This is a genomic window from Nostoc sp. MG11, from assembly GCF_014904695.1.
In the GTDB taxonomy this organism is placed as follows: Bacteria; Cyanobacteriota; Cyanobacteriia; order Cyanobacteriales; family Nostocaceae; genus Komarekiella.
This window is the reverse complement of record NZ_JACXXN010000027.1, coordinates 1-21,473: the sequence shown is the minus strand read 5'-3', so window position 1 is coordinate 21,473 and position 21,473 is coordinate 1. Positions and strand designations below refer to the sequence as shown.

The following is a 21,473-nucleotide window of genomic DNA, read 5'->3' as shown; positions in this document are numbered from 1 at the left end:
AACAAAGGCTTTTCTGAAATTCAACGGGATTTTACTTACAATCACTAGGGATAACTGGATATAAGCGTTATTTGGCAAACTGGCTGATGTAGTCGCTAGAGGTTTAGAACGGTAATGATTACAGGATAATTCTAGTTATTTCAAAAGTTAATTGTCAGCACTCACTGCGTTTTGGTCTTGATTGTTGTCTAAATTGACCTCAAAAGTCTGTCCTTCCACTGTCACCTTGATCACCCAGTACTAGTCGTCGCCCTCGTCGAGTTTCCAGCATACCGTTTACTTGGACATCGCCACCTTGAATCATCAGCTTGGCTTGCCCTCCAGTTGGCACTATACCCATCAACTTTAAAAACTGATTTAACTTAATTGTGTTGTCTCTAACTTTCATAGGAAATAAAAACACATCACCTTAATTGTATAGTGGCGTTAAATGCGCCTACATATTGCACTATTTTCTGTGTAGATTGTCATTAGTCATTTGTGTTTACTAAGGACAAATGACAAAGGACAACCCTCACCAGTTGATGTGCAATTTAAATGCGTAACAGCTTAGCGCTTCGACTTTTGATTGACTGCCAATACCAAACCCCTATCCTGATGCACTTTCTAAGGCAGCTGCCACTACCCGAAAATGTTCATCCTGCTGAAGTTGGGCCATTAAATACCTGGCTTGGGGATGTTGACAACCGTGGAGAGCGATCGCTGTTTGCCATCGGTTTCGCCAGTATAAATCTTCTGCAAGCTCTGTTAACAGGGGCAAGGCTTGATTTTGCAAAGATGTCTTTAACACTTGACCAAGGGCAATAATACCTGCTTCTTTAACCGTTTGTGTCTCATCTTTGAGACATTCCACTGCCACGGCGAATAAAACCTCATGATGCTCGGTTTCCATCAGCAGAGAAATCACTGTTTGGCGAACTAACCAGTTGTCAGACCGCTCAAATAGCTGTTGGAGCAAGGGAATCGCCACATCACCAAATTCAAAAAGAGAATTTGCCGCTTCCGCTAGCACGTTACCATCTTGGTTATGCTCTAGAATCTGTAGCAATGCTTGAAATGAAGCTTCAGTTTGATGGTTGCCCAAACCCATTACAGCAAGGCGACAAAGCGCAACATCTTTTTCGTTAGCAAGCTTCTGGAGTATGGGGACAGCCACCTCAGATGGAAACTCTGCCAATTCATCCAAGGCGGCTTTGCGCTGATTAAGTGCTTTTGCGCGTAGGTTCAACTCAATTTGCTCGATCCGATTTTGATTCATTCAGTTAAGTTTGGTATTCAGTCTGATAGCGGCCATACCTTTGAGCGTTGCGATCGCGCGAAACATTCCAGGAGCATAGAGTAAACGCAAAGGTTTAATGCGGGGCAATTTTTTTCGTTACGAACTTATGCAAAGCTGGATAGTGAAAAAGGCTTTGTTAAACATTATCTATGAATATCAGTCAGCAAATCTCTACTACTCCCTTCCTTGATCAGAAGCCCGGTACTTCTGGGCTGCGGAAAGCAGTCACCGTTTTTCAGCAGCCCCATTACCTGGAGAATTTTATTCAATCCATCTTTGATAGTCTAGAAGACTTGCGCTTTCAAACCTTAGTCCTGGGTGGCGATGGTCGTTACTACAATCGCCAGGCCATTCAAATCATCTTAAAAATGGCCGCAGCTAATGGCGTTGGTCGCATTAAAGTTGGTCAGGGCGGGATTTTGTCTACTCCTGCAACATCCTGTATTATTCGTAAGTACCAGGCATTGGGTGGAATTGTTTTGTCTGCAAGCCATAATCCGGGTGGCCCAGATGGTGACTTTGGTGTAAAGTACAACATCAGCAATGGCGGCCCAGCACCGGAGAAGGTGACAGAGGCGATTTATGCTCGCAGTAAAGTTATTGATCGCTACCAAATCCTGGAAGCACCAGATGTAGATTTAGAAACTCTGGGTGAGTCTCGTATGGGAGACATGGTAATTGAGGTGATTGACTCCGTGGAAGATTATGAAAAGTTAATGGAGTCTTTGTTTGATTTTGATCGCATTCGCCAACTGTTGACTTCAGGAAATTTTCGGATGTGCATGGATACATTGCATGCGGTGGCTGGGCCCTATGCCCATGCTATTTTTGAGCAGCGCTTGGGCGCACCAGCGGGAACTGTGCGTAGTGGTATACCCTTAGAAGATTTTGGGGGTGGACATCCTGACCCGAATTTGGTTTATGCTCATGAGTTGGTGGATATCTTGTATGGAGAGAATGCACCAGACTTTGGGGCGGCTTCCGATGGAGATGGCGATCGCAATATGATTTTAGGGCGTAAGTTCTTTGTCACCCCTAGCGATAGCCTAGCCGTGTTGGCTGCAAATGCCAAACTAGTCCCAGGTTATAGTTCTGGGTTGGCAGGGGTAGCGCGATCAATGCCTACCAGTGAAGCAGTAGATCGAGTTGCGGCTCAGATTGGTATTGAATGCTATGAAACACCTACTGGCTGGAAGTTCTTCGGCAATCTCTTAGACGCAGGTAAAGCTACCCTCTGCGGTGAAGAAAGCTTTGGTACTGGCTCTAACCACGTGCGCGAAAAAGATGGGTTATGGGCAGTTCTTTTCTGGTTAAATATCTTAGCAGTGCGACAACAATCTGTTGAGCAGATTGTGCGGGAACACTGGAAGACCTATGGGCGCAACTATTACTCTCGCCATGACTATGAAGGTGTGGATACAGAGCAAGCCAACACCCTAATGGAAAATCTGCGTTCTTTAGTGCCAACCCTGAAAGGAAAGCAGTTCGGTAATTATCAAGTCGAATACAGCGATGACTTTAGTTATACCGACCCGATTGATGGCAGCATTAGCAACAAGCAGGGAATTCGCATCGGCTTTACTGATGGCTCTCGCATTGTGGTGCGACTTTCAGGTACAGGTACTCAAGGCGCAACACTGAGAATTTACCTAGAAAACTACGAGTCAGATCCCGCAAAACATGACCTTGATACGCAACAAGCACTTGCTTCGTTAATTACGCTTGCTGATCAGATAGGTCAGATTCGCAACTCCATAGGACGGGAGCAACCTACGGTAATTACTTAAAAAATTCCCTCAGCAACTTAAAATAAAGCCCTTCCACAATCGCTTGGAAGGGCTTTTTAATACTCTCAGTTTTATAAAATGAAAGTAGGTGATCGCGTTGTCGTTCCCTCTACAATCGCCTGCGGCTACTGTTCTTACTGCCGTACAGGGTATCATGCCCATTTCTTTGGCTCGTTTACAGCAAGATGTGATTTCCCAAGATCCTTGGCTAGTAATTGTTGCTCTTGGTGGTAATGATTTTTTGTAAGAAGTTACTCCTCCAATACAAATAGAACAAAATTTACGAAAGATTATGACTCGCATTCAACAACAAGGAGCGATCGCGGTTGTTCTGGGGATGAATGTTAAATCGTTTAATTATATTACAAAAAATTGTATGAACGAGTGGCGAAGGATACTCAAGCTTATTTAATTCCTGAAGTTTTAGCTAGTTTAAACGACCCACGTTATTTATCCGATAGAATTCATCCGAATCAGGCAGGACATCGTATTATATCTAACCGAATTGCTCAAATGTTAAACCCGCTATTGAAACAAGCAACTTTGCTACCTAATTGATTAAAGTTGCAACAAAATAAATATTGACAATGCCGCATAACACTTGCACAAGTGAATTTAGTTATAATTAATATCACAACATCGGAATATTTATGAGCTACATATTAGTTAAATGTCAAAAAAGCAATTAACCTAATACCACATCATCACTTTTCAGTTACATTTGAGGCGTATAACTAAATTAGTATAGATTCTTATCAAAAAACTATTTCCTTTGATAGATGATAAAAGTTGAGGTTATCAGCGGCAGAATATGTCTTTAGATGTTTAGATGTTGATTTTTGAGATATTCTCAATCTTAAGCATTAAAGCGATCGCTCTAGACATAGTTAGCTGCTTGCCATCAAAAAAAATTAACAGTAAGTAAACTAGATTAGCACAAGTTTCATTTCTTTGTAATGCAAGTACCCGGAGATGCTCCTCTGGCAGCAGTTTTGCGTTATTAACCTGGGTTTCGCTTAAGATATGGCTTTTGGAGTGCTTTGCTTGGCTCACTGGCTTTGGCAATCATTAACTCAATTCTCTTGAGACTCATAGCACCACTTACTTGACAAAAAAGCAAGTATTCCATTTTTAATCACTAATTAAGCCAAGGCATCAGTTTTTGATTTTGAGGCAAAAAAAATATGAGCATCAAATTTCTGCGGCAACAAATTGTCTTGTTGTGGTTAACTAGTCGGAAATCAATAGGCGATTACAAGCGGTATCGCAACAACAAAATAATGATGGTAATGCAATTTGCCTTAACAGCCCGCATCAATCGCAACGTCCATTACTACTCATATATGCAAATAAGACTTGGGAAGACATAACTTATCGTGAGGAAATTGAAGAACTGAAAGACAAATTAGACCTGACAGTTGTCCACGTTCTTAGGGAACCTCCAGAGGATTGGTTAGGAGAAAGTGGATATGTTGATAAGGAACTGCTAAAGAAGTACATTCCTAAGCGTCCTGCAACCCGAAATTACTTTATTTGTGCTGTTCCGAAAATGATGGATCAGGTAGAGAAAGCTCTACACGAATTGGAAGTACCTGTCACCAATGTCCACATGGAACACTACAATCTTGTTTAACTCAATTTATAGATTCAGCTATGCGTTTATGCCACATTACTAAGTTTGCTTCAATAGTAGTTGCTTCTATCTTATTGGTTTGGATATTGTCTCCCGCAACCATCGTACCCCCTGCTGACCCTGTTGAGGCGATCGCTATCTATGTAGTAGACTACGGCTGGCATTCCAGACTAGTTTTACCCAGTGGCAACGGTGAATTAATTCAGTATGCTTACGGTGATTGGAATTATTTTGCCCTCAATCAGCAGGACTTAAAAAATGGGTTAGCGGCACTTTTGCTACCAACTCAAGGCACTCTAGGACGGCGGAAATTTAGTAATCTTGCAGAACTTCAGCAGATAATTCAACAACAAGATTATACCCTATTAAGTTTAGAAGTAGCGCAAACCAAAGTAACACAACTGCTGAAATTATTAGATGAAAGTTTTAACCGCAATATTGCAACAAGCATCAAAAATTCACAAACAGGTTTAACTTTAGTCAAAAATGAGCAAAAATATACATTATTACAGAATAGCAATCACAAAATCGTTGAGTGGCTACAAGATTTAGACTGCCAAGTTTATGGCTTTGTTATGTGGGCGAACTTTCGGGTAAAACATTCATAATATTAATGCTTTATCCCAAAAAGTCTTGATTGTATTAGCACAAAATATACACATTCAAACTTGCTGTTATGCGTTACAGTATCATGGTTAAACTGGTAGCTACGATAACTTTCATTTTTCTTGGTACTGCTGCTTTATTTGCCTGGTTGCAATACCGTCCAGTTTCAGAAGGCACAAATACACAGGCTAGAATTTCAAATATTCCTGTTCATTTTTCGGCATAACGTATCCCGTAGAGACGTAGCATTGCTACGTTTCTACATATTATTTTTTAGGGGGACTATATAAATAATGAGAACAAAAAATGATTTAATTGCAGAAGCTTGGACGCTACTTGATAAGTCAATTATTTATTATCATGGTCGTCCGATTGGAACGGTAGCAGCCTTAGAACCAGGGACAGAAGCAGTAAATTATGACCAATGTTTTGTCCGTGATTTTGTTTTATCGGCGCTGGCTTTTTTGATTAGTGGTAAACCAGAGATTGTCCACAATTTTTTGATAGAAACTCTGAAATTACAGAGTCATGAGCCTCAAATGGACTCTTTTCAGCCTGGGCCAGGATTGATGCCAGCTAGTTTTAAAGTAGTATTAAAAGATGGCGAAGAATATTTGAGCGCTGATTTTGGAGAACATGCGATCGCTAGAGTTCCACCTATTGATTCTTGTTTATGGTGGGTTATTTTACTCCGGGCTTATGTTAAATCTACAGGTGATATTTCACTTGCTCATCAACCCGAATTTCAACAAGGCATTAAGCTAATTTTAGAAATGTGTCTTGTCCATCGTTTTGCTATGTACCCAACGATGTTGGTTCCCGATGGCGCTTTTATGATAGACCGTCGTATGGGTGTCTATGAACATCCTCTAGAAATTCAAGTGCTATTTTATGCTACTTTACGCGCGGCCATAGAACTTCTTTTACCAAACGATGATAATGCTTTCTGCATTAATAAGATAAATCAACGTTTAGCACCTCTGACTTATCATCTTCGAGAATATTATTGGATTGACATAAATCGCTTAAATGAAATTTATCGCTTTAAAGGTGAGGAATTTGGCAAAAAAGTAGCAAATAGATTTAATATTTATGCTAACTCAATACCTGCTTGGGTAACAGAATGGCTGCCAGACAATGGCGGTTATTTAGTAGGTAATCTTGGCTCTGGACGCATGGATTTTCGTTTCTTTACTTTAGGAAACTTAATGGCTATTATCACCTCTTTAGCCAGTGAGCAAGAATCTCAAAGTATTATGAATTTAATTGAGCAACGCTGGAATGATTTAGTTGGATATATGCCGATGAAAATCTGTTTTCCAGCGGTTGAAGGTTTAGAATGGCAAATCGTCACAGGATGCGATCCCAAAAATACGCCTTGGTCATATCATAATGGTGGAAATTGGCCAGTTTTACTCTGGTTACTAATAGCAGCGGCACAAAAAATAAATCGTCCAGAGATTGCCCACAAAGCAATTGATGTTGCACAAAATCGATTATTTGAGGATAAATGGCCGGAATACTATGATGGTAAAAATGGTCGATTAATTGGCAAGGAAGCAAGGAAAGATCAAACCTGGACTTTTGCTGGATTCTTAGTAGCAAAAGAACTAATTTCAAATGCTAATCATTTAGAATTAATTAGTTTTGATATGGAATAAATTTTGAATTACGAATTATGTAAAGCCTGCCGCATAGCTACGCTTAGAGCGCAGCAGTATAGCCCATTACAAATTACGTAGCTTGCTTCTCGCCGGGGGCGAGTATTACGAATTACGAATTATCTTAAGTCATGATAGCAAAAATAGATACCAGAAAATCTCATGTTCATCGCAACCTTTGGTTTGAACGAATAGTTGCCATCCTAGCATTGATGAACTTATGTTTGGTCTTCTTTGACTTAACCTACATACCTTTGCATGATTTTTATCTACAGGTATTGCCAAGCTTAACTCAACTGTATGACCCAGTTAAGGGCATTCAACCCCATCCAGAAACGCAAAACTACCTCAACAAGGTTACAGAGTTAGAAGTACAGGTTTTGCAAACTGGTTTGTCCTCACCTCAAGCAGAAAGTTTGCTTGATGAATTACGTCTTCTTAGTAGCCACATGATTGAGGATAATCCGTTTGATGAGGCTAATAAAAGTAGTACTTTAGCAAAAATTAAATATGAAATACGCTTGCGTACTAATGAATTATCTGCCAGAGAAGCATTTACTAGATTTTGGAGCCAAGCTTATTTATCACAACAAAGTTGGCAATCAGAAATCAACTTTTTTAATTCTCAAATTAGACCCTTAATCAATAGTAACTACTATCGAGATATTAATAAATTTGGTAATTTTGTCAATCATTTCTGGTTGATTGACTTACCTTTTGTAATTATTTTTGCTGTAGAATTTCTAGCACGTACTTTTACTATCAGTCGTCGTGATCGCGATTTAAACTGGTTAGAAGCCATGCTGCGGCGATGGTACGATATATTTTTGTTACTTCCCTTCTGGCGTTGGCTAAGAGTGATTCCCGTCACAATTCGTCTTTACCAAGCTGATTTACTGAATCTTGAGCCTTTGCGATCGCAACTTAATCACGACTTTGCCGTGAGTTTTGCTGAGGAAATAACTGAGATGGTAGGTATTCAAGTGATTGACCAAATGCAAGATACCATTCGCAAAGGTGATTTGGCACGCTGGTTATTTCATCCTGAAAGCCGCAAGCCTTATGTTCAAGTTAATGAAACAAACGAAGTAAAAGCTATAGCCACTCGTTTAGTTAACATTGGTGTTTATGATGTTTTACCTAAAGTTCAGCCTCAGATAGAAGCCTTAATGCATCACAGTATTACTAGCACCTTTAACGAATCTCCAGTTTACCAACAAATACAAAATATACCTGGTCTAAATCACTTACCGAATCAACTCACAGAAAAGCTGGCTCGTGATTTATCTCAATTAGCTTATAACAATCTCATCAAGGCGCTATCAGATCCAGTTGGAGCAAAACTTACCTCTCGTTTAATTACGAACTTTCGTGATGTCTTAGAGGAGGAGTTACAGAAAAAGCATAACATTCAAGAATTTCAATCTTTACTTATCGATATGTTAGAAGAAATCAAAATTAACTATGTCAAAAGTATTGCTGATTCTGGAGTTGAAACAATATTAGAGGAAGCGAACCAGATTCGTAAAATTACCCATCGGTAAATATTTTTTCTGGCATGGATAAACAAAAATAAAAACGTCAATACTGTGAAGACATTGTAAGAATAAGGACATCAAAATATTATGAATCTGACAGTAATTGTTGCAGGAAAATTAGTTGTTGGTATGGTATTTTTGGGAATTTCTTCTTGCACCGTACCAACATCTGAGTCGGCAAATACTAACAATCAAGAAACACCAACAACAGCACAAGTCAGTCAACAAACTTCTACTAAGAATCAAGCGTGTACTTTAGTTAAAGATGGCTTTGGGTCACAAGGACAGGTAAATGTGCGAGTTGAAGAAGTGGTAACAGGTCTTGAAGTTCCTTGGGGAATTGCTTTTCTACCAAATCAAGATATGTTAGTCACTGAACGACCTGGACGGGTTCGATTGGTGCGGGATGGTAAACTTGTCCAAAAACCTGTAGCTACTATTGATGTTACAGATAGCGGTGAAGGTGGTTTACTTGGTATTGCAACTCATCCCAACTTTGCTGAAAACCGACTTTTTTACGTTTACTATACAGCTGATAGAAATGGCTCACAGGTCAATCTTGTTGAACGATGGCGACTATCCCAAAATGGACTTAGTGCCTCAGCAGATAGAATAATTCTTAATGATATTCCCGTGGCAGTGTATCACAACGGTGGTCGCATTCGCTTTGGTGCTGATGGAATGCTCTATATAGGTACTGGCGATGCCAGAGATCCGCAAAGTTCCCAAGATGTGAATAGCCTTGCTGGTAAAATCTTGCGTGTGACACCGGATGGACAAGTACCGCCAGACAATCCGTTTGAGAAAAATCCCGTATATATTACTGGTATTCGCAACACTCAAGGGTTTGATTGGCGTGATGCATCAACACTATGGGTAACAGACCACGGCCCCAGTGGTGAGTTAGGCAGAAGTGGCCACGATAAAGTCAGTGTAGCAAGAGCAGGCGACAACCTCGGCTGGCCTACTATTTACCGTTGTGAATCAGGAAAAGGGCTGGTAACTCCTTCCATTGTCTGGCGTCAAGCTCTACCTCCAGGTGGAGCAGCAATTTATACCGGAAATTCTATTCCTGAGTGGAAGGGTAGCTTGATTATTCCTACCCTCGGCTCAGAACATTTGCAGCGTGTTGCTTTCAACCCACAATCACCCCAACAAGTTCAGCGTCATGAGGTGTATTTGCAGGGTAAGTATGGACGACTTCGAGAGGCAATTATGGGGCCGGATGGCGAGTTGTATGTCACAACTAGTAACTGCGATGGACGAGGAAGTTGCCCCTCACAGCAGGACAAAATTCTCCGCATCACCCAATAAAAAGATAAACTTATGACTCGTCGCAATGCCTGTTTAATTTTTAATCCATCTGCGGGTAAAGGCGATCCTGTAGAAGATTTAGTAGCGATTCGAGAAGTTTTGGAACCTCAAATCAATCTAGATATTCGCCCCACCCATGAAGTTAGTCCTTCTCAATTAGCTTATGAAGCGATTGAACGTGGGACTGAAATGATTATTGTATCTGGGGGTGATGGTACGGTATCAGCTGCGTCGCAAGCAGTAATTAACACAGGAATTCATTTTGGTATAATTCCTAGAGGAACCGTCAACGCCTTTGCTAAAGCTTTAAATATTTCTACGGAAGTTAAGGATGCTTGCAATACAATTTTAACTGGTATACCCCGAAAAGTTGATATTGCTTTGTGCAATGGCAAACCAATGATTGTCTTGACTGCGATCGGTTTTGAAGCTGAAACTATCAAACAAACTGATAAAAAAGCTAAAAAACTTTTTGGAATGTTGGCGTTTATTGGAACAGGAATAAAACTACTTAAAGATTTGGATTCTTTTAGGGTTTACGTAGAAACAGAGGAGCAAACAATCAATTTATCAGCCTCAGCTGTTACTATTGCCAATTCAGCTGCACCGACTTCGATTTTGGCACATGGGCCTGCGGGAGTAATTATAGATGATGGTCTGCTAGATGTGACAATTGTTGCTCCTGTTAACCGCCAAAATGCTCTCTTTGCCGGTTATCATCTGCTGAGAACGGGCTTTACGGGTGCTGCTACCAATCGGGATGATATTCAGCATTTACGTACTAAAAATGTGCGTGTGAGAACTGAACCTCCACAAAAAGTAGCTTTAGATGGTGATATAGATGGAAATACTCCTGTTGAAATTAAATGTATTCCGGCAGGTTTAACGGTATTAGTACCATCATCAGAGTAAAATCTTACTGGTGAAAGACGAAAGCTAGATTTGATTCTTCTAATCTAAACAAGGAGGCTGGCAATTGCAGTAAGCTTGGTTGCCAAAAGTGGCTTTATGCGGATATTGCTGGTAGAAGACGATCGCGAACAAATAGAACCAATACAGGGTGTGTTGTCGGAAGCTGGATACATTGTAGATGGCGTTGAAGATGGAGAAACTGCACAGTGGTTATTGTCCAAAAAAGAGTATGATTTGTTAATTTTGGACTGGATGTTGCCCACAATTAGCGGCTTAAGTCTTTGTCGTCAGTACCGACTTCGTGGTAAAACTACACCTGTGCTGATGCTTACTGCAAAGGATACCACGCCGGATAAAGTTACGGGTTTAGATGCGGGAGCGGATGATTATCTTGTTAAACCTGCTGATTTGGTAGAACTATTAGCGCGGGTACGTGCTTTAGGGAGGCGATCGCCTCAGTGGGTGATAATCTTCGCGTTGCAGATTTACAACTGCACCTATATAACTTAACTGTGGAACGCAATCAGACAAGTGTCGATTTATCACCACGCGAAGCTCAATTGCTAGAGTACTTAATGCGTCACCGCAATCAGATTTTAACTCGTGAGCTGATTGAAGAAGCATTGTGGGAATGGGGTTCGGAACCAGAAAGTAATGCATTAACTGTACTAGTACGCAAGTTACGCCATCGTTTGCAGTTAGTTAGTGCAGCAGATTGGATTAAAACAGTTTATGGTATGGGTTATGGTCTAAAAGCTCCAGATAACCAGATATAACATAGAAGCCCTGCAAAGTTATCAAAAATTGGGCATTGCTGAATTGAAGTATGAAATTTAAAAACTTAACATCTTGAACTCTTACTCTCTGCGCCTGTGTCTTGAAAAGTTTCCTGGGTCGGGCTAACCCTCCTCGTCCTGACGGAGACCGGAGGCGAACAGAACTTTTCGCTGCGTCTCTGCGTGTTAGCATTCGCGGAGCGTATCGTAAAGAAGCGGGGCGTAGCCCGGTAAATTTATACCTGGATTCAGCAACGCCAAAAATTGCTCTATAGGATTCAATTAACCACAAAGACACACTCAAATTCTAACTTTTTAAGTATAGAGTTGGCGGCATTGACCTCTACTTTTGTAAATCCCCGCTTTTTTTCTATTTCAGCTAAGATTCCTAGCACTTGAACCGCAGACTGGATTTGCATTTGTGTATTAGCTTGCAGAGTTTCTGTTTCATCAGATAGTCCCAACTCTTGAGCAATCATAGCTTTTAGTACTGATTCATTAACTTGTAGATTCCGTACTTGCACTAAACGCAAATCAGCTGGTACTTTGTCTCCAGAAGTAAGTAGTACCAAATCTCCCGGTACTAACTCTGTGGAAGATAATTGCACCTTTTTACCGTTGCGAATGATGGTTGCATTGGTTTGCACAGAAGAAGCTGAAAGTGCGATCGCACTTTCAGCTTTAGATTCTTGCACAAAACCAATAATAGCGTTAATCAGAGTTACGCCCCAAATCACCCCAGCATTTACCCATTGCCCAAGTATTGCTTTGATTGCACTGCGATTAATAAGATGTACAGCAACGGTTGATTAAATTGCAAGAGAAATCGTAGCAATGGACTTTTTCCAGGTCTACTCTTGAGTTCGTTTGTACCAAAATGGTCACGTTTTTTTTGCCGCAACAGCAGAGGTTAAACCTGTTTCTAAATTTGTATCTAAATGCCGAGTTATTTCTTGTACAGATAGATAATGCCATTGACTTGACCGAATTATCTCTTGTGGTGTTGCTGTCATCTTATTCGCCCCTATATTTAACACTGACAGGGTAAATTAAGACTATTAGCTGTTGTTCTAGTTCTAGCTAATTACTAAAGTTAACCTGTACATCCAGTATTGGAAACAAATGTAATTCAAAAGTGAGTGCAATGCAGTCAGGCAAATTCAACAAAGTCTCTCAATACAGTTCGGTTAACATGTTTGTCTCTCGAAGATCCCCCCAACCCCCCTTAAAAAGGGGGGCTTTTTCTGATCTTTACCCCCTTAAAAAGGGGGTCGCCGCAGGCGGGGGGATCTTATCCGAACCGTATTGCAAAATCTCTTACTTTTGGTAGATGACGAAATTTTAGGCACTCCGGTCTTCTCTACGAGAGATGGCATGGCTTCTCGTAGAGAAAATGTGGGTAATGACATCGTGAACTAGGAGATAGTTGCAACAGCAGAATCTTCTAGAGTTGCAATTAATTTCACTCCAAATTCTTCCTCAAATACTCCTTTTTTATAATCTAAGCTCCAGAGTTCTAAAGCACAGTCATCAGCAGTTTGAGATGGAAAAATTAACAAGTTGACGTGCCGGAGTTGTGGATAATATTCACATTGCACTTGGGCGATCGCTCCAATTTGTCGCCTATCCAAGGCAACTGCTAATCTTAAAATGGCACTCAATTGGCTGATCATTTGACGATGCTGTTTAGTCAGCAAATTCTGATAATTTTCATGTTTTTTCTTAGGCGGCGATTTGCGATGATAACGCGCTAAATTGGCAATAATTTCAATTTCTGTTTCTGTATAACCGAGTAATTCACCATTGCGAATTAGATAGTAAGAATGCTTGTGGTGAGACGAATGGCTGATATAATGACCGCAATTGTGTAATATTGCAGCCGCCCAAAGCAGTTGGCGTTCGTCTTGCCCCCAGTTGTGTAGTGTACCTTGAGTTTGGTCAAATAAACTGTGGGCAAATGCTGCCACGCGATCGCTGTGTTCTAAGTTGATATGATACTTACTAGCAAGTTTTAGAACATTTCGCTCACGAACCGAACTTTGGTAGCGCAGTCGATCTTCAATTAAACCGTGGGAGAGCATCCAGTCTACAACCACACCTTCCCTGAGAGAACGCTCACATACTGTTACCGACTCAGCACCCAAAAGGGTCATTGCTTCCTGCAATATTACTGCACCAGCAAGTATCACTTCCGACCGCTTGTCTGGCATACCAGGTATTGCACCCCTTTCTGAGTTACTCAGTTTCCGCAAGCGATTTACCAACTCCCGCAAGTCTTTGAGATGGAACTGGTAGCCGTTGAGAGTGGAGGGGACAACACCTAGCTTTTCTCGTGCATGAATCATCGCCAGGGTTTCAATCGTGCCAGCCGTTCCAATCAAACGGGGAGATTCCCCAAATTGTAAGTTTGCTAACACCTCATCTACAGCACGTTCAAACATCCCACGGGCATAGGCTTGTAGATACTGAAACTCAGTGTTGCTGATGGGGTCAGTGGTGATTAGCTCGCCAGTTAGCCTGACCGCACCGACTTTAGTACTGGTGAGAGTACGCGGTTCATGACTATCGCCCAAAATTAATTCTGTGGAACCACCACCAATATCAATAATGGTGTGGGGCTGGTTATTAAATTCCATCCCCGACAGCACCCCTAGGTAGATGCGTCGCGCTTCTTCTTGACCAGAAATCAAGTCAACGCTTAAACCCAACTCCGTTTCTACCTGGTGTAAAAAATCTTTACCGTTGGGAGCTTCTCGCACAGCACTAGTTGCTACTGCAATAATTGTTTCAACGTTTAAAGTTTTGGCAATTTTTTGGAAGCGTCCTAGAGCGGCGATCGCTTTTTTAATGATCTCTGGTTTCAGGTTTCCTGTAGACAGATCGCGATCGCCCAATCTCACAGTATCTTTTTCTCTGGCAATAATGCTAAAAGCTGGTAATGTCGGGTCTATCTTGACAATTACCATGTGCAGTGAATTTGTTCCCAGGTCAATGGCAGCAATAATCCGATGTCGCTCAACTGGTTGAGTTGGAATACTTTCCCAGCTAGCCGAAACTAAATTTAGCATCTAGTTTTCTCTCTTTATCAAAAATAATGGTAAGACGTGGTGTGTCGGGGTAGTTGGCACTGGTATTTGTTGCAACACACTTGCTCTGAAGTTGACCAGAGGTTGAGGCTAACTGAGCTAAGTATATTCACCCTGCTGTTTATAACTTTAGTGACTATTTAAACGAATTTAAAGTTGTCACTTGTAGTTATGCTTTTACAAATAGCAAATAACGATATTCTATAGATGTAAAGATGCATTAATTCATCTAGCTAAAGTGAAGTTCTTAATTTTTTAGTAATTTTTATGTTAAGGACGCCAGAACGCAACCAGGAACCTGTATGGCTCGTGATTATTCGGCTTTTGCGGTGGCATAAACCAGAAGGGCGGTTAATTTTGATGATTCCTGCCCTCTGGGCTGTATTTTTGGCAGCTTCCGGGAAACCGCCTTTACCTCTAGTTGGTGTGATTATTTTGGGTACTCTGGCCACAAGTGCAGCAGGTTGTGTTGTCAATGATTTGTGGGATCGAGATATTGATCCAGAAGTGGAGAGAACACGCGATCGCCCCTTGGCTTCCCGCGCCTTGTCTGTGAAAGTTGGGATTGTCGTCGCTATAGTAGCGATGGCATGTGCAGCAGTTCTGGCATTTTATCTTAACCCCCTGAGTTTCTGGTTATCTGTAGCAGCAGTACCCGTAATTCTGCTTTATCCAGGGGCAAAGCGGGTATTTCCAGTACCGCAATTAGTGCTTTCGATTGCTTGGGGTTTTGGCGTATTGATCAGCTGGAGTGCGGTGACGCAAAACCTATCTTCACCGACTTGGCTACTTTGGGGCGCGACTGTATTGTGGACATTGGGATTTGATACGCTTTATGCGATGAGCGATCGCGAAGATGATCGGCGCATTGGTATTAATTCTAGCGCCCTATTTTTTGGTAATTACGCTCCTGTAGCTATTGGAATTTTCTTTGCAGGCACAATCTTGTTATTAGCTTGGTTGGGTGTAGTAATCAACCTTCACTTGCCTTTTTGGATTAGTCTAGTGCTGGCTACTACTGGCTGGGTTTGGCAGTCTCTACGATTAAGGCAGCAAGACCTACCTAACCCTGTGTACGGTCAAATGTTCCGCCAAAATGTCTGGATTGGTTTTACTTTACTTGCTGGGATGATTGCCGGATCTTTTTAAACAATGGTTGTTGTTTACAGAGTAAATATTCCTATTTTTTGTTTAAGCAAAAAGTCAAGTAATGTGACTTTAAAATTCACATAGGAAGTTGTTTTTCTAGTGGTTCAAGAATCGGCGTTTAATAGCCCGATAACAGAAGCATTAGTCGAGGGCATGATGACGCGATCGCCCACCTTTGATACTTCCTGGTTCATCAAGCACCTGTGTTACAGCCTGACGGTTAGAAATGATAGCGATTTCATTCTGCTAACTCCACGATCCAAGTAGTCATATATAGCTAGATTAGGTTATCATTAAGACAGCTTGAGGACAGTTAACACAGGTTAAAGAGTACCTTGTTTAATTTGTTCAAAAGGGGAATTAGCTCAGTTGGTAGAGCGCTGCGATCGCACCGCAGAGGTCATCGGTTCAAATCCGTTATTCTCCATAATGCTTCACCTTATAGACTCGTACATTAGCTAATTAAATGTCGCAATTCGTAAATTGATGTCTTATTAACTAGATAATATCGTTTGTCTATTTTTATTTCCATTAGCAAATTAATGTCGGTAATTGTTGAACAGCGGAGGCGATGTCTACGACTAACTACGCCTACGCATTCTTTTTTCTTAGAGCGATCGCTTTTTAGAATACGATGTGTTGTGCTATCACAACCGTAAATTGAATTTGCTCTGAAGAAACCTAGCAATTAAAATTTAGTTTTTGGATTTTGGAAAACTACTTGAATGCAAACACCTTGCTTTTACGTAATATCGCTGAGGTAGATTGTCTGAAATTATATTATTAAAGATATGCCTGAACTTTATATATTAATCGTAATTTTACGAGGTAAGTTAGTTACCGATTAAACATTACAAATAATATCTATTGGCACTTTAGAGAGCGCAGGTAGTAAGAAATCAATCCTTACTGCCTATCCTCTGCTGCCTACTCTTAAATACAGAGAAACGATGACGGAAACGTTAAATCCCACACCAGGCTCTATAGTCAGTTGTCGCAATCGGCAGTGGGTTGTATTACCTGCTGAAAATGAAGATGTTATTCGCTTGCGTCCTCTCTCAGGGAACGAAGAGGAAATTGCGGGAATTTATCAGAAGCTTCAAGAGTTAGGGATAGAAACTCTGCAACCAGCAACCTTTCCTTTCCCAAACGCTATCAGTATCAAAGACCATACAGCAGCAGTTTTACTGATGGATGCAGCACGTCACTTGTTGCGAAGTGGAGCAGGGCCATTTCGGTGTTTGGGACGTTTATCTTTGCGTCCTCGTCCTTATCAGTTAGTGCCTTTATTGATGGCGTTACGATTAGAAACGGTGCGTCTACTCATTGCAGACGACGTGGGAATTGGGAAAACCATTGAAGGTGGATTAATTGCTCGTGAACTCTTAGATAGAGGTGAAGTAAAGCGGATAGCTGTCCTTTGCCCTCCTCATTTATGCGACCAGTGGCAGCAGGAATTACGCGAAAAGTTTCATATTGATGCTGTGGTAGTGCGTTCTGGAACAGCTTCTAAATTGGAGAGAGCGATCCCGAATGGTTCTCATATATTTAGTTACTATCGACACCTGATTGTTAGCCTAGACTATGCTAAGGCTGAACGCCGTCGTGCAAGTTTTATTACACATTGTCCTGATTTTGTAATTGTGGATGAGGCGCATACTTGTACCCGTCCCAGCAACAAGAGTACATTTGGGCAGCAACGTCACCAATTAATTCAGCAGATTGCCGAGAAAAATAATCGCCATTTATTATTACTTTCCGCTACTCCTCACAGTGGCATTGAAGAGTCTTTTTTATCACTACTAGGATTGCTCCAGCCGGAGTTTGAGCAATTAACCCTAGACCGCCTAACAGAGAAACAGCGAGACAAACTGGCAAGTCATTTTATTCAGCGTCGGCGGGCAGATGTTAAACAGTGGTTGGGCAATGAAACCCCCTTTCCTGAAAGAGATTCAGAAGAAAAGCCTTATAAGTTATCAAAGGAATATAAGCAATTATTTGATGATATCTACAACTTTGCTCGTGGGCTAGTAAAAACTACAACGCAAGACATGAGCTATGCCCAGCGTCGGGGACGTTATTGGTCAGCATTAGCATTGATTCGTTGTGTGATGTCTTCTCCCGCCGCCGCAGTAGCAACGTTAAACCGTCAGGTGAGTAAATCCGGTGACGATAGTTTACTTACTGATTTAGACGAAGACTTAATGAGTTCTTATGTTTACGACTCCACAGACCAGGAGCAAGCTGTTGATGCAACTCCGACTGTTCGTAGTTGCGCTTTAGCGCCTCTTGATTCGGATGCGCTAAAGCGCAACTACGAACCTAAACTCAAAGGTTTTGTGCAAGCAGCCCAAAAGTTACTCTTTGAGAAAGACCAAAAATTACAATCATGTATCGCTTCTATACAAACCCTACTTTCAGAAGGTTTTAACCCGATTATCTGGTGTCGCTATATTGCCACAGCAAATTATGTTGCTGATACTCTCAAGCAAAAACTAGAAAAAAAGGGGAGTCAAATTCGAGTCATTGCCATTACTGGGGAACTTTCAGAAGACGAACGAGAAATTCGTTTGCAAGAGTTAAAGTCATATCCTCAAAGAGTTTTGGTAGCTACCGACTGCTTGAGTGAAGGGGTAAATCTGCAATCTCACTTCAGTGCGGTGATTCACTACGATTTACCCTGGAATCCCAATCGTTTAGAACAACGGGAAGGACGTATTGACCGCTATGGTCAAACTGCAACTCAAGTTAAAACTTTGTTACTTTACGGTTCAGATAATCCGGTAGATGGTGCAGTTTTGGATGTGCTAATTCGTAAAGCTGTACAGATTCACAAGACATTGGGAATTACTGTTCCCGTACCAATGGACAGCACCACAGTGTCGGAAGCTGTTTTTAAATCTTTATTTGACCGCGCTAATGATGCGGTGCAATTGTCTCTGTTGGACTTGTTAGATGAACAAGAATCTGCTGTTGAGCAAGTTCATAAAAATTGGGACAAAGCTGTAGAGCGAGAAAAAACTAGTCGTACTCGCTTTGCTCAACGGTCAATCAAACCTGTGGAGGTAGAGCAAGAATTGATTGAATCAGACCAAATTCTGGGTAATGAACAGGATGTGGAGCGGTTCGTGTTGTCAGCAGCAAATCGCTTATCTTGTTCGTTAAGTAAGAAAAAACAGGGTTGGCTATTGTCCACAATTCCTAATTTTCTCCAGCCTTCCTTGGGGGATAAGCCGCGCTTGCTCACCTTTACAACCCCTGCACCAGAAGGGGTGGAATATGTAGGACGGAATCATCCATTGGTAGAAGGTTTAGCGCGTCACATTATTGAAGATGCACTCTCAAATAATCAAGACCCCATAGCAGCACGGTGTGGTTTTACTACGACGGATACTGTCACCAAGCGGACGACTTTGCTGTTATTGCGGCTACGGCATTTGTTAAACAGTCCAAAACACCAAAGTTTGCTGGCGGAGGAGTGTGCAGTAGTTGGATTTACTGGTCCTCCATCTAATCCCATCTGGCTAACACCGCAGGATGCAAAATCTTTGCTGGAACAAGCTAACCCTGTGGGCGATGCGCCTCTAGGCATCAAACAGGCGGAAATTGAAGAGTTTATCCGCAAAATTACAGAGGTTGAGTCTGATTTAGAACTATTTGCTAGAGAGCGATCGCATTCTCTTTCCCAATCACATCGGCGAGTCAGAGCCATCACCCAAGAAGGACAGATTCAGGTTAAACCCCAGCTACCGATGGATATTCTAGGCGTTTATATTCTCCAGCCAGGGAAACGAAAGCAGAGTTAGGCTGCTTGATTTTAATTTGTATTTTTTATTTTTAATTGCAAGGGTGTGAGAGATGAGTGTAGCAGGGATTACATTAACAGGCGTTCAGATTGAAGGTAATTTGTTAGCAGCAGATATGACTGCTGAATTGTTGGCGGGTAATCTGAAAGGGCAAGCACCAGAGGATTTTGGTTTTAGTAAAAGCGACAAACTAGCAGATGAAATTGCGATCGCATGGGGTGATGCTAAAGCTTATTGGGCTGCATTTCAACGGCAATTAGACAGGTTAGATGCAGATGATACCGCTACCACCGTCACCCGTGAACTGTGGGTAGTTCCCTTGCTACGCAGTCTCGGATATAACCCTGTTTACACTGCTAAAGCCGAAGTCGTAGAGGGACAAACCTATGCGATTTCTCATCGTGCGGAATTAGGCGAAAACAAGCCACCCATCCACATTATTGGTTGTCGCATCAAGGTAGATCATCGTCCTCCCAGTGGCACACCCAGGTTATCAGCACACGCACTGGTGCAGGAGTATCTTAACAAGACCGAACATTTGTGGGCGATCGCAACTAACGGTTTTCGCTGGCGGTTACTGCGCGACTCTTCCTTGATGACTCGTCTTACCTACGTTGAATTTGACTTAGAACAGATTCTCAACGGTGAGAACTTTGCCGAGTTTGGGCTATTTTATCGGTTGTTTCACCGTTCCCGCTTGCCTGAAGGTATGGACGATGCCGATAAGTGCTTGCTGGAATATTACCACCAAGAAGCACTGCAACAGGGCGGACGGGTACGCGACAGACTCCGAGATGGGGTAGAAAAAGCACTAATACAGCTAGGCACTGGTTTTCTCCAACATCCGCAAAACGAACACCTCCGCCAAAAATTCGGGGTTCGTAGTTGCGCTTCAGCGCCTCTTGATCAGGATGCGCTAAAGCGCAACTACGAACTGGAATTTTATCGCCAACTGTTGCGGCTGATTTACCGTCTGCTGTTTTTGATGGTGGCAGAGTCGCGCAATTTATTAATTGGTGAGGATGTCGAGAAAGCACGAATCTACCGAGAATATTACAGCATTGAGCGAATGCGAGAGTTAGCCGAGCGTCCCCATTGGCGGCGGGAAGGCTTTCAAGATTTATGGCAGGGTTTGCGGGTTACATTCTTGCTGTTTGATGAAAATTGGCGGGGAAAATATTTAGGATTATCACCATTAAATGGCGATTTGTTTGGTTCGTATACTCTACCAGCTTTAGATGATTGTGCTATTGATAATCATGACTTGCTAGTAGCGATTTGGGAGTTATCGTTATATCAAGATAAGGGGCAATTACGACGGGTAAATTATGCTGCCTTAGATGTCGAAGAATTAGGGAGCGTATATGAAAGTCTGCTTGATTTTCACCCAGAAATCTCTCCTAAAAATTATGAATTCAAATTAGTCTTTGGTAGTGAGAGAAAAACTACTGGCTCTTACTATACGCCACCGCAGCTAGTAGGACAACTGATAAAAACAGCTTTAGAACCTGTAATTGAAGAGAAATTGAAGAATTCCCTCACCCCTAGCCCCTCTCCCCGTGGGAGAGGGGAACAAGAACAAGAACTCCCCTTCTCCCCAAGGGAGAAGGGGTTGGGGGATGAGGGTAAAGAGGGTAAACAAGATAAATGGGAAGTTCCTCTTGCTGTTCGCAGTGAATTGAAGAATTCCCTCACCCCTAGCCCCTCTCCCCGTGGGAGAGGGGAACAAGAACAAGAACTCCCCTTCTCCCCAAGGGAGAAGGGGTTGGGGGATGAGGGTAAAGAGGGTAAACAAGATAAATGGGAAGTTCCTCTTGCTGTTCGCAGTGAATTGAAGAATTCCCTCACCCCTAGCCCCTCTCCCCGTGGGAGAGGGGAACAAGAACAAGAACTCCCCTTCTCCCCAAGGGAGAAGGGGTTGGGGGA

The 21,473-nt window shown here is 42.0% G+C and carries 15 protein-coding genes, 1 tRNA gene and 5 pseudogenes; 16 read left to right on the top strand and 5 right to left on the bottom strand.

Features of this window, described 5'->3' with window-relative positions; translation table 11 throughout:
• Positions 1-147: 147 nt before the first annotated feature.
• Together HCR01_RS26525 and HCR01_RS26520 are read right to left on the bottom strand one after the other, a co-directional pair.
• Positions 148-388: pseudogene (locus tag HCR01_RS26525) on the bottom strand (RNA-binding S4 domain-containing protein).
• Between the two features lie 201 nt (positions 389-589).
• Positions 590-1,258 carry a HEAT repeat domain-containing protein gene (locus HCR01_RS26520; protein ID WP_193199039.1) on the bottom strand — a complete coding sequence of 223 codons (669 nt, stop codon included), beginning with the start codon at positions 1,256-1,258 and terminating at the stop codon, positions 590-592.
• Positions 1,259-1,428: 170 nt separating this feature from the next.
• Between HCR01_RS26520 and HCR01_RS26515 the strand changes: the two genes are divergently transcribed.
• The 3 genes from HCR01_RS26515 to HCR01_RS26505 all read left to right on the top strand — a co-directional run bounded on the left by HCR01_RS26515 (position 1,429) and on the right by HCR01_RS26505 (position 3,624).
• Positions 1,429-3,066 (top strand): alpha-D-glucose phosphate-specific phosphoglucomutase, encoded by a 1,638-nt coding sequence (locus HCR01_RS26515; protein WP_193199037.1) that lies wholly within the window; start codon positions 1,429-1,431, stop codon positions 3,064-3,066.
• A 78-nt stretch (positions 3,067-3,144) separates the two neighbouring features.
• The gene (locus HCR01_RS39060) at positions 3,145-3,300 is read left to right on the top strand and encodes an alcohol dehydrogenase catalytic domain-containing protein (protein WP_226889640.1); all 156 of its coding nucleotides are present in this window, start codon (positions 3,145-3,147) and stop codon (positions 3,298-3,300) included.
• 150 nt (positions 3,301-3,450) lie between these two features.
• A complete protein-coding gene (locus HCR01_RS26505) occupies positions 3,451-3,624 on the top strand; it encodes a hypothetical protein (RefSeq protein ID WP_226889639.1) in 174 nt (57 codons plus the stop codon).
• A gap of 267 nt (positions 3,625-3,891) precedes the next feature.
• Here the strand turns inward: HCR01_RS26505 and HCR01_RS26500 are convergent, their stop codons facing one another.
• Positions 3,892-4,119: a hypothetical protein gene (locus HCR01_RS26500; RefSeq protein ID WP_193199036.1), complete on the bottom strand. Its 228-nt coding sequence runs from the start codon at positions 4,117-4,119 to the stop codon at positions 3,892-3,894.
• Between HCR01_RS26500 and HCR01_RS40880 the strand changes: the two are divergent.
• The 9 genes and pseudogenes from HCR01_RS40880 to HCR01_RS26460 all read left to right on the top strand — a co-directional run.
• Positions 4,071-4,175, top strand: a pseudogene (locus tag HCR01_RS40880) (phage holin family protein); the annotation flags it as partial. The gene HCR01_RS26500 and the pseudogene HCR01_RS40880 overlap by 49 nt on opposite strands.
• A gap of 75 nt (positions 4,176-4,250) precedes the next feature.
• A complete protein-coding gene (locus HCR01_RS26495; protein ID WP_193199035.1) occupies positions 4,251-4,436 on the top strand; it encodes a hypothetical protein in 186 nt (61 codons plus the stop codon).
• Positions 4,361-4,699 (top strand): hypothetical protein, encoded by a 339-nt coding sequence (locus tag HCR01_RS26490; protein WP_320073179.1) that lies wholly within the window; start codon positions 4,361-4,363, stop codon positions 4,697-4,699. Before HCR01_RS26495 ends, HCR01_RS26490 begins: the two co-directional genes overlap by 76 nt.
• A gap of 20 nt (positions 4,700-4,719) precedes the next feature.
• Entirely contained in the window at positions 4,720-5,307 is a 588-nt protein-coding gene (locus HCR01_RS26485) for a DUF2459 domain-containing protein (RefSeq protein WP_193199033.1), read from the top strand.
• 291 nt (positions 5,308-5,598) lie between these two features.
• Positions 5,599-6,966 (top strand): glycoside hydrolase 100 family protein, encoded by a 1,368-nt coding sequence (locus HCR01_RS26480; RefSeq protein ID WP_193199032.1) that lies wholly within the window; start codon positions 5,599-5,601, stop codon positions 6,964-6,966.
• Between the two features lie 131 nt (positions 6,967-7,097).
• Complete coding sequence (locus HCR01_RS26475) at positions 7,098-8,510, top strand: hypothetical protein (protein WP_193199031.1); 1,413 nt, start codon at positions 7,098-7,100, stop codon at positions 8,508-8,510.
• Positions 8,511-8,591: 81 nt separating this feature from the next.
• The gene (locus HCR01_RS26470; RefSeq protein WP_193199030.1) at positions 8,592-9,818 is read left to right on the top strand and encodes a PQQ-dependent sugar dehydrogenase; all 1,227 of its coding nucleotides are present in this window, start codon (positions 8,592-8,594) and stop codon (positions 9,816-9,818) included.
• A 12-nt stretch (positions 9,819-9,830) separates the two neighbouring features.
• Positions 9,831-10,730 carry a YegS/Rv2252/BmrU family lipid kinase gene (locus HCR01_RS26465; RefSeq protein WP_193199029.1) on the top strand — a complete coding sequence of 300 codons (900 nt, stop codon included), beginning with the start codon at positions 9,831-9,833 and terminating at the stop codon, positions 10,728-10,730.
• Positions 10,731-10,826: 96 nt separating this feature from the next.
• Positions 10,827-11,506: pseudogene (locus tag HCR01_RS26460) on the top strand (response regulator transcription factor).
• A gap of 491 nt (positions 11,507-11,997) precedes the next feature.
• On the opposite strand, the pseudogene HCR01_RS26455 reads toward HCR01_RS26460, so the two are convergent.
• Both HCR01_RS26455 and HCR01_RS26450 read right to left on the bottom strand, forming a co-directional pair.
• Positions 11,998-12,519, bottom strand: a pseudogene (locus HCR01_RS26455) (cation-transporting P-type ATPase); the annotation flags it as partial.
• A gap of 402 nt (positions 12,520-12,921) precedes the next feature.
• Positions 12,922-14,574, bottom strand: coding sequence for a Ppx/GppA phosphatase family protein (locus tag HCR01_RS26450; RefSeq protein WP_193199028.1), 1,653 nt, complete (start codon positions 14,572-14,574; stop codon positions 12,922-12,924).
• A gap of 285 nt (positions 14,575-14,859) precedes the next feature.
• Here HCR01_RS26450 and HCR01_RS26445 point away from each other — a divergent pair, with 285 nt between their 5' ends.
• The 4 genes and pseudogenes from HCR01_RS26445 to HCR01_RS26430 form a co-directional block, all read left to right on the top strand.
• Positions 14,860-15,741, top strand: coding sequence for a 4-hydroxybenzoate solanesyltransferase (locus tag HCR01_RS26445; protein WP_193199027.1), 882 nt, complete (start codon positions 14,860-14,862; stop codon positions 15,739-15,741).
• A 354-nt stretch (positions 15,742-16,095) separates the two neighbouring features.
• Positions 16,096-16,168: transfer RNA gene (locus HCR01_RS26440), tRNA-Ala, on the top strand.
• Positions 16,169-16,691: 523 nt separating this feature from the next.
• Entirely contained in the window at positions 16,692-19,547 is a 2,856-nt protein-coding gene (locus HCR01_RS26435; protein ID WP_193199026.1) for a helicase-related protein, read from the top strand.
• A gap of 52 nt (positions 19,548-19,599) precedes the next feature.
• Positions 19,600-21,473: pseudogene (locus HCR01_RS26430) on the top strand (hypothetical protein); the annotation flags it as partial.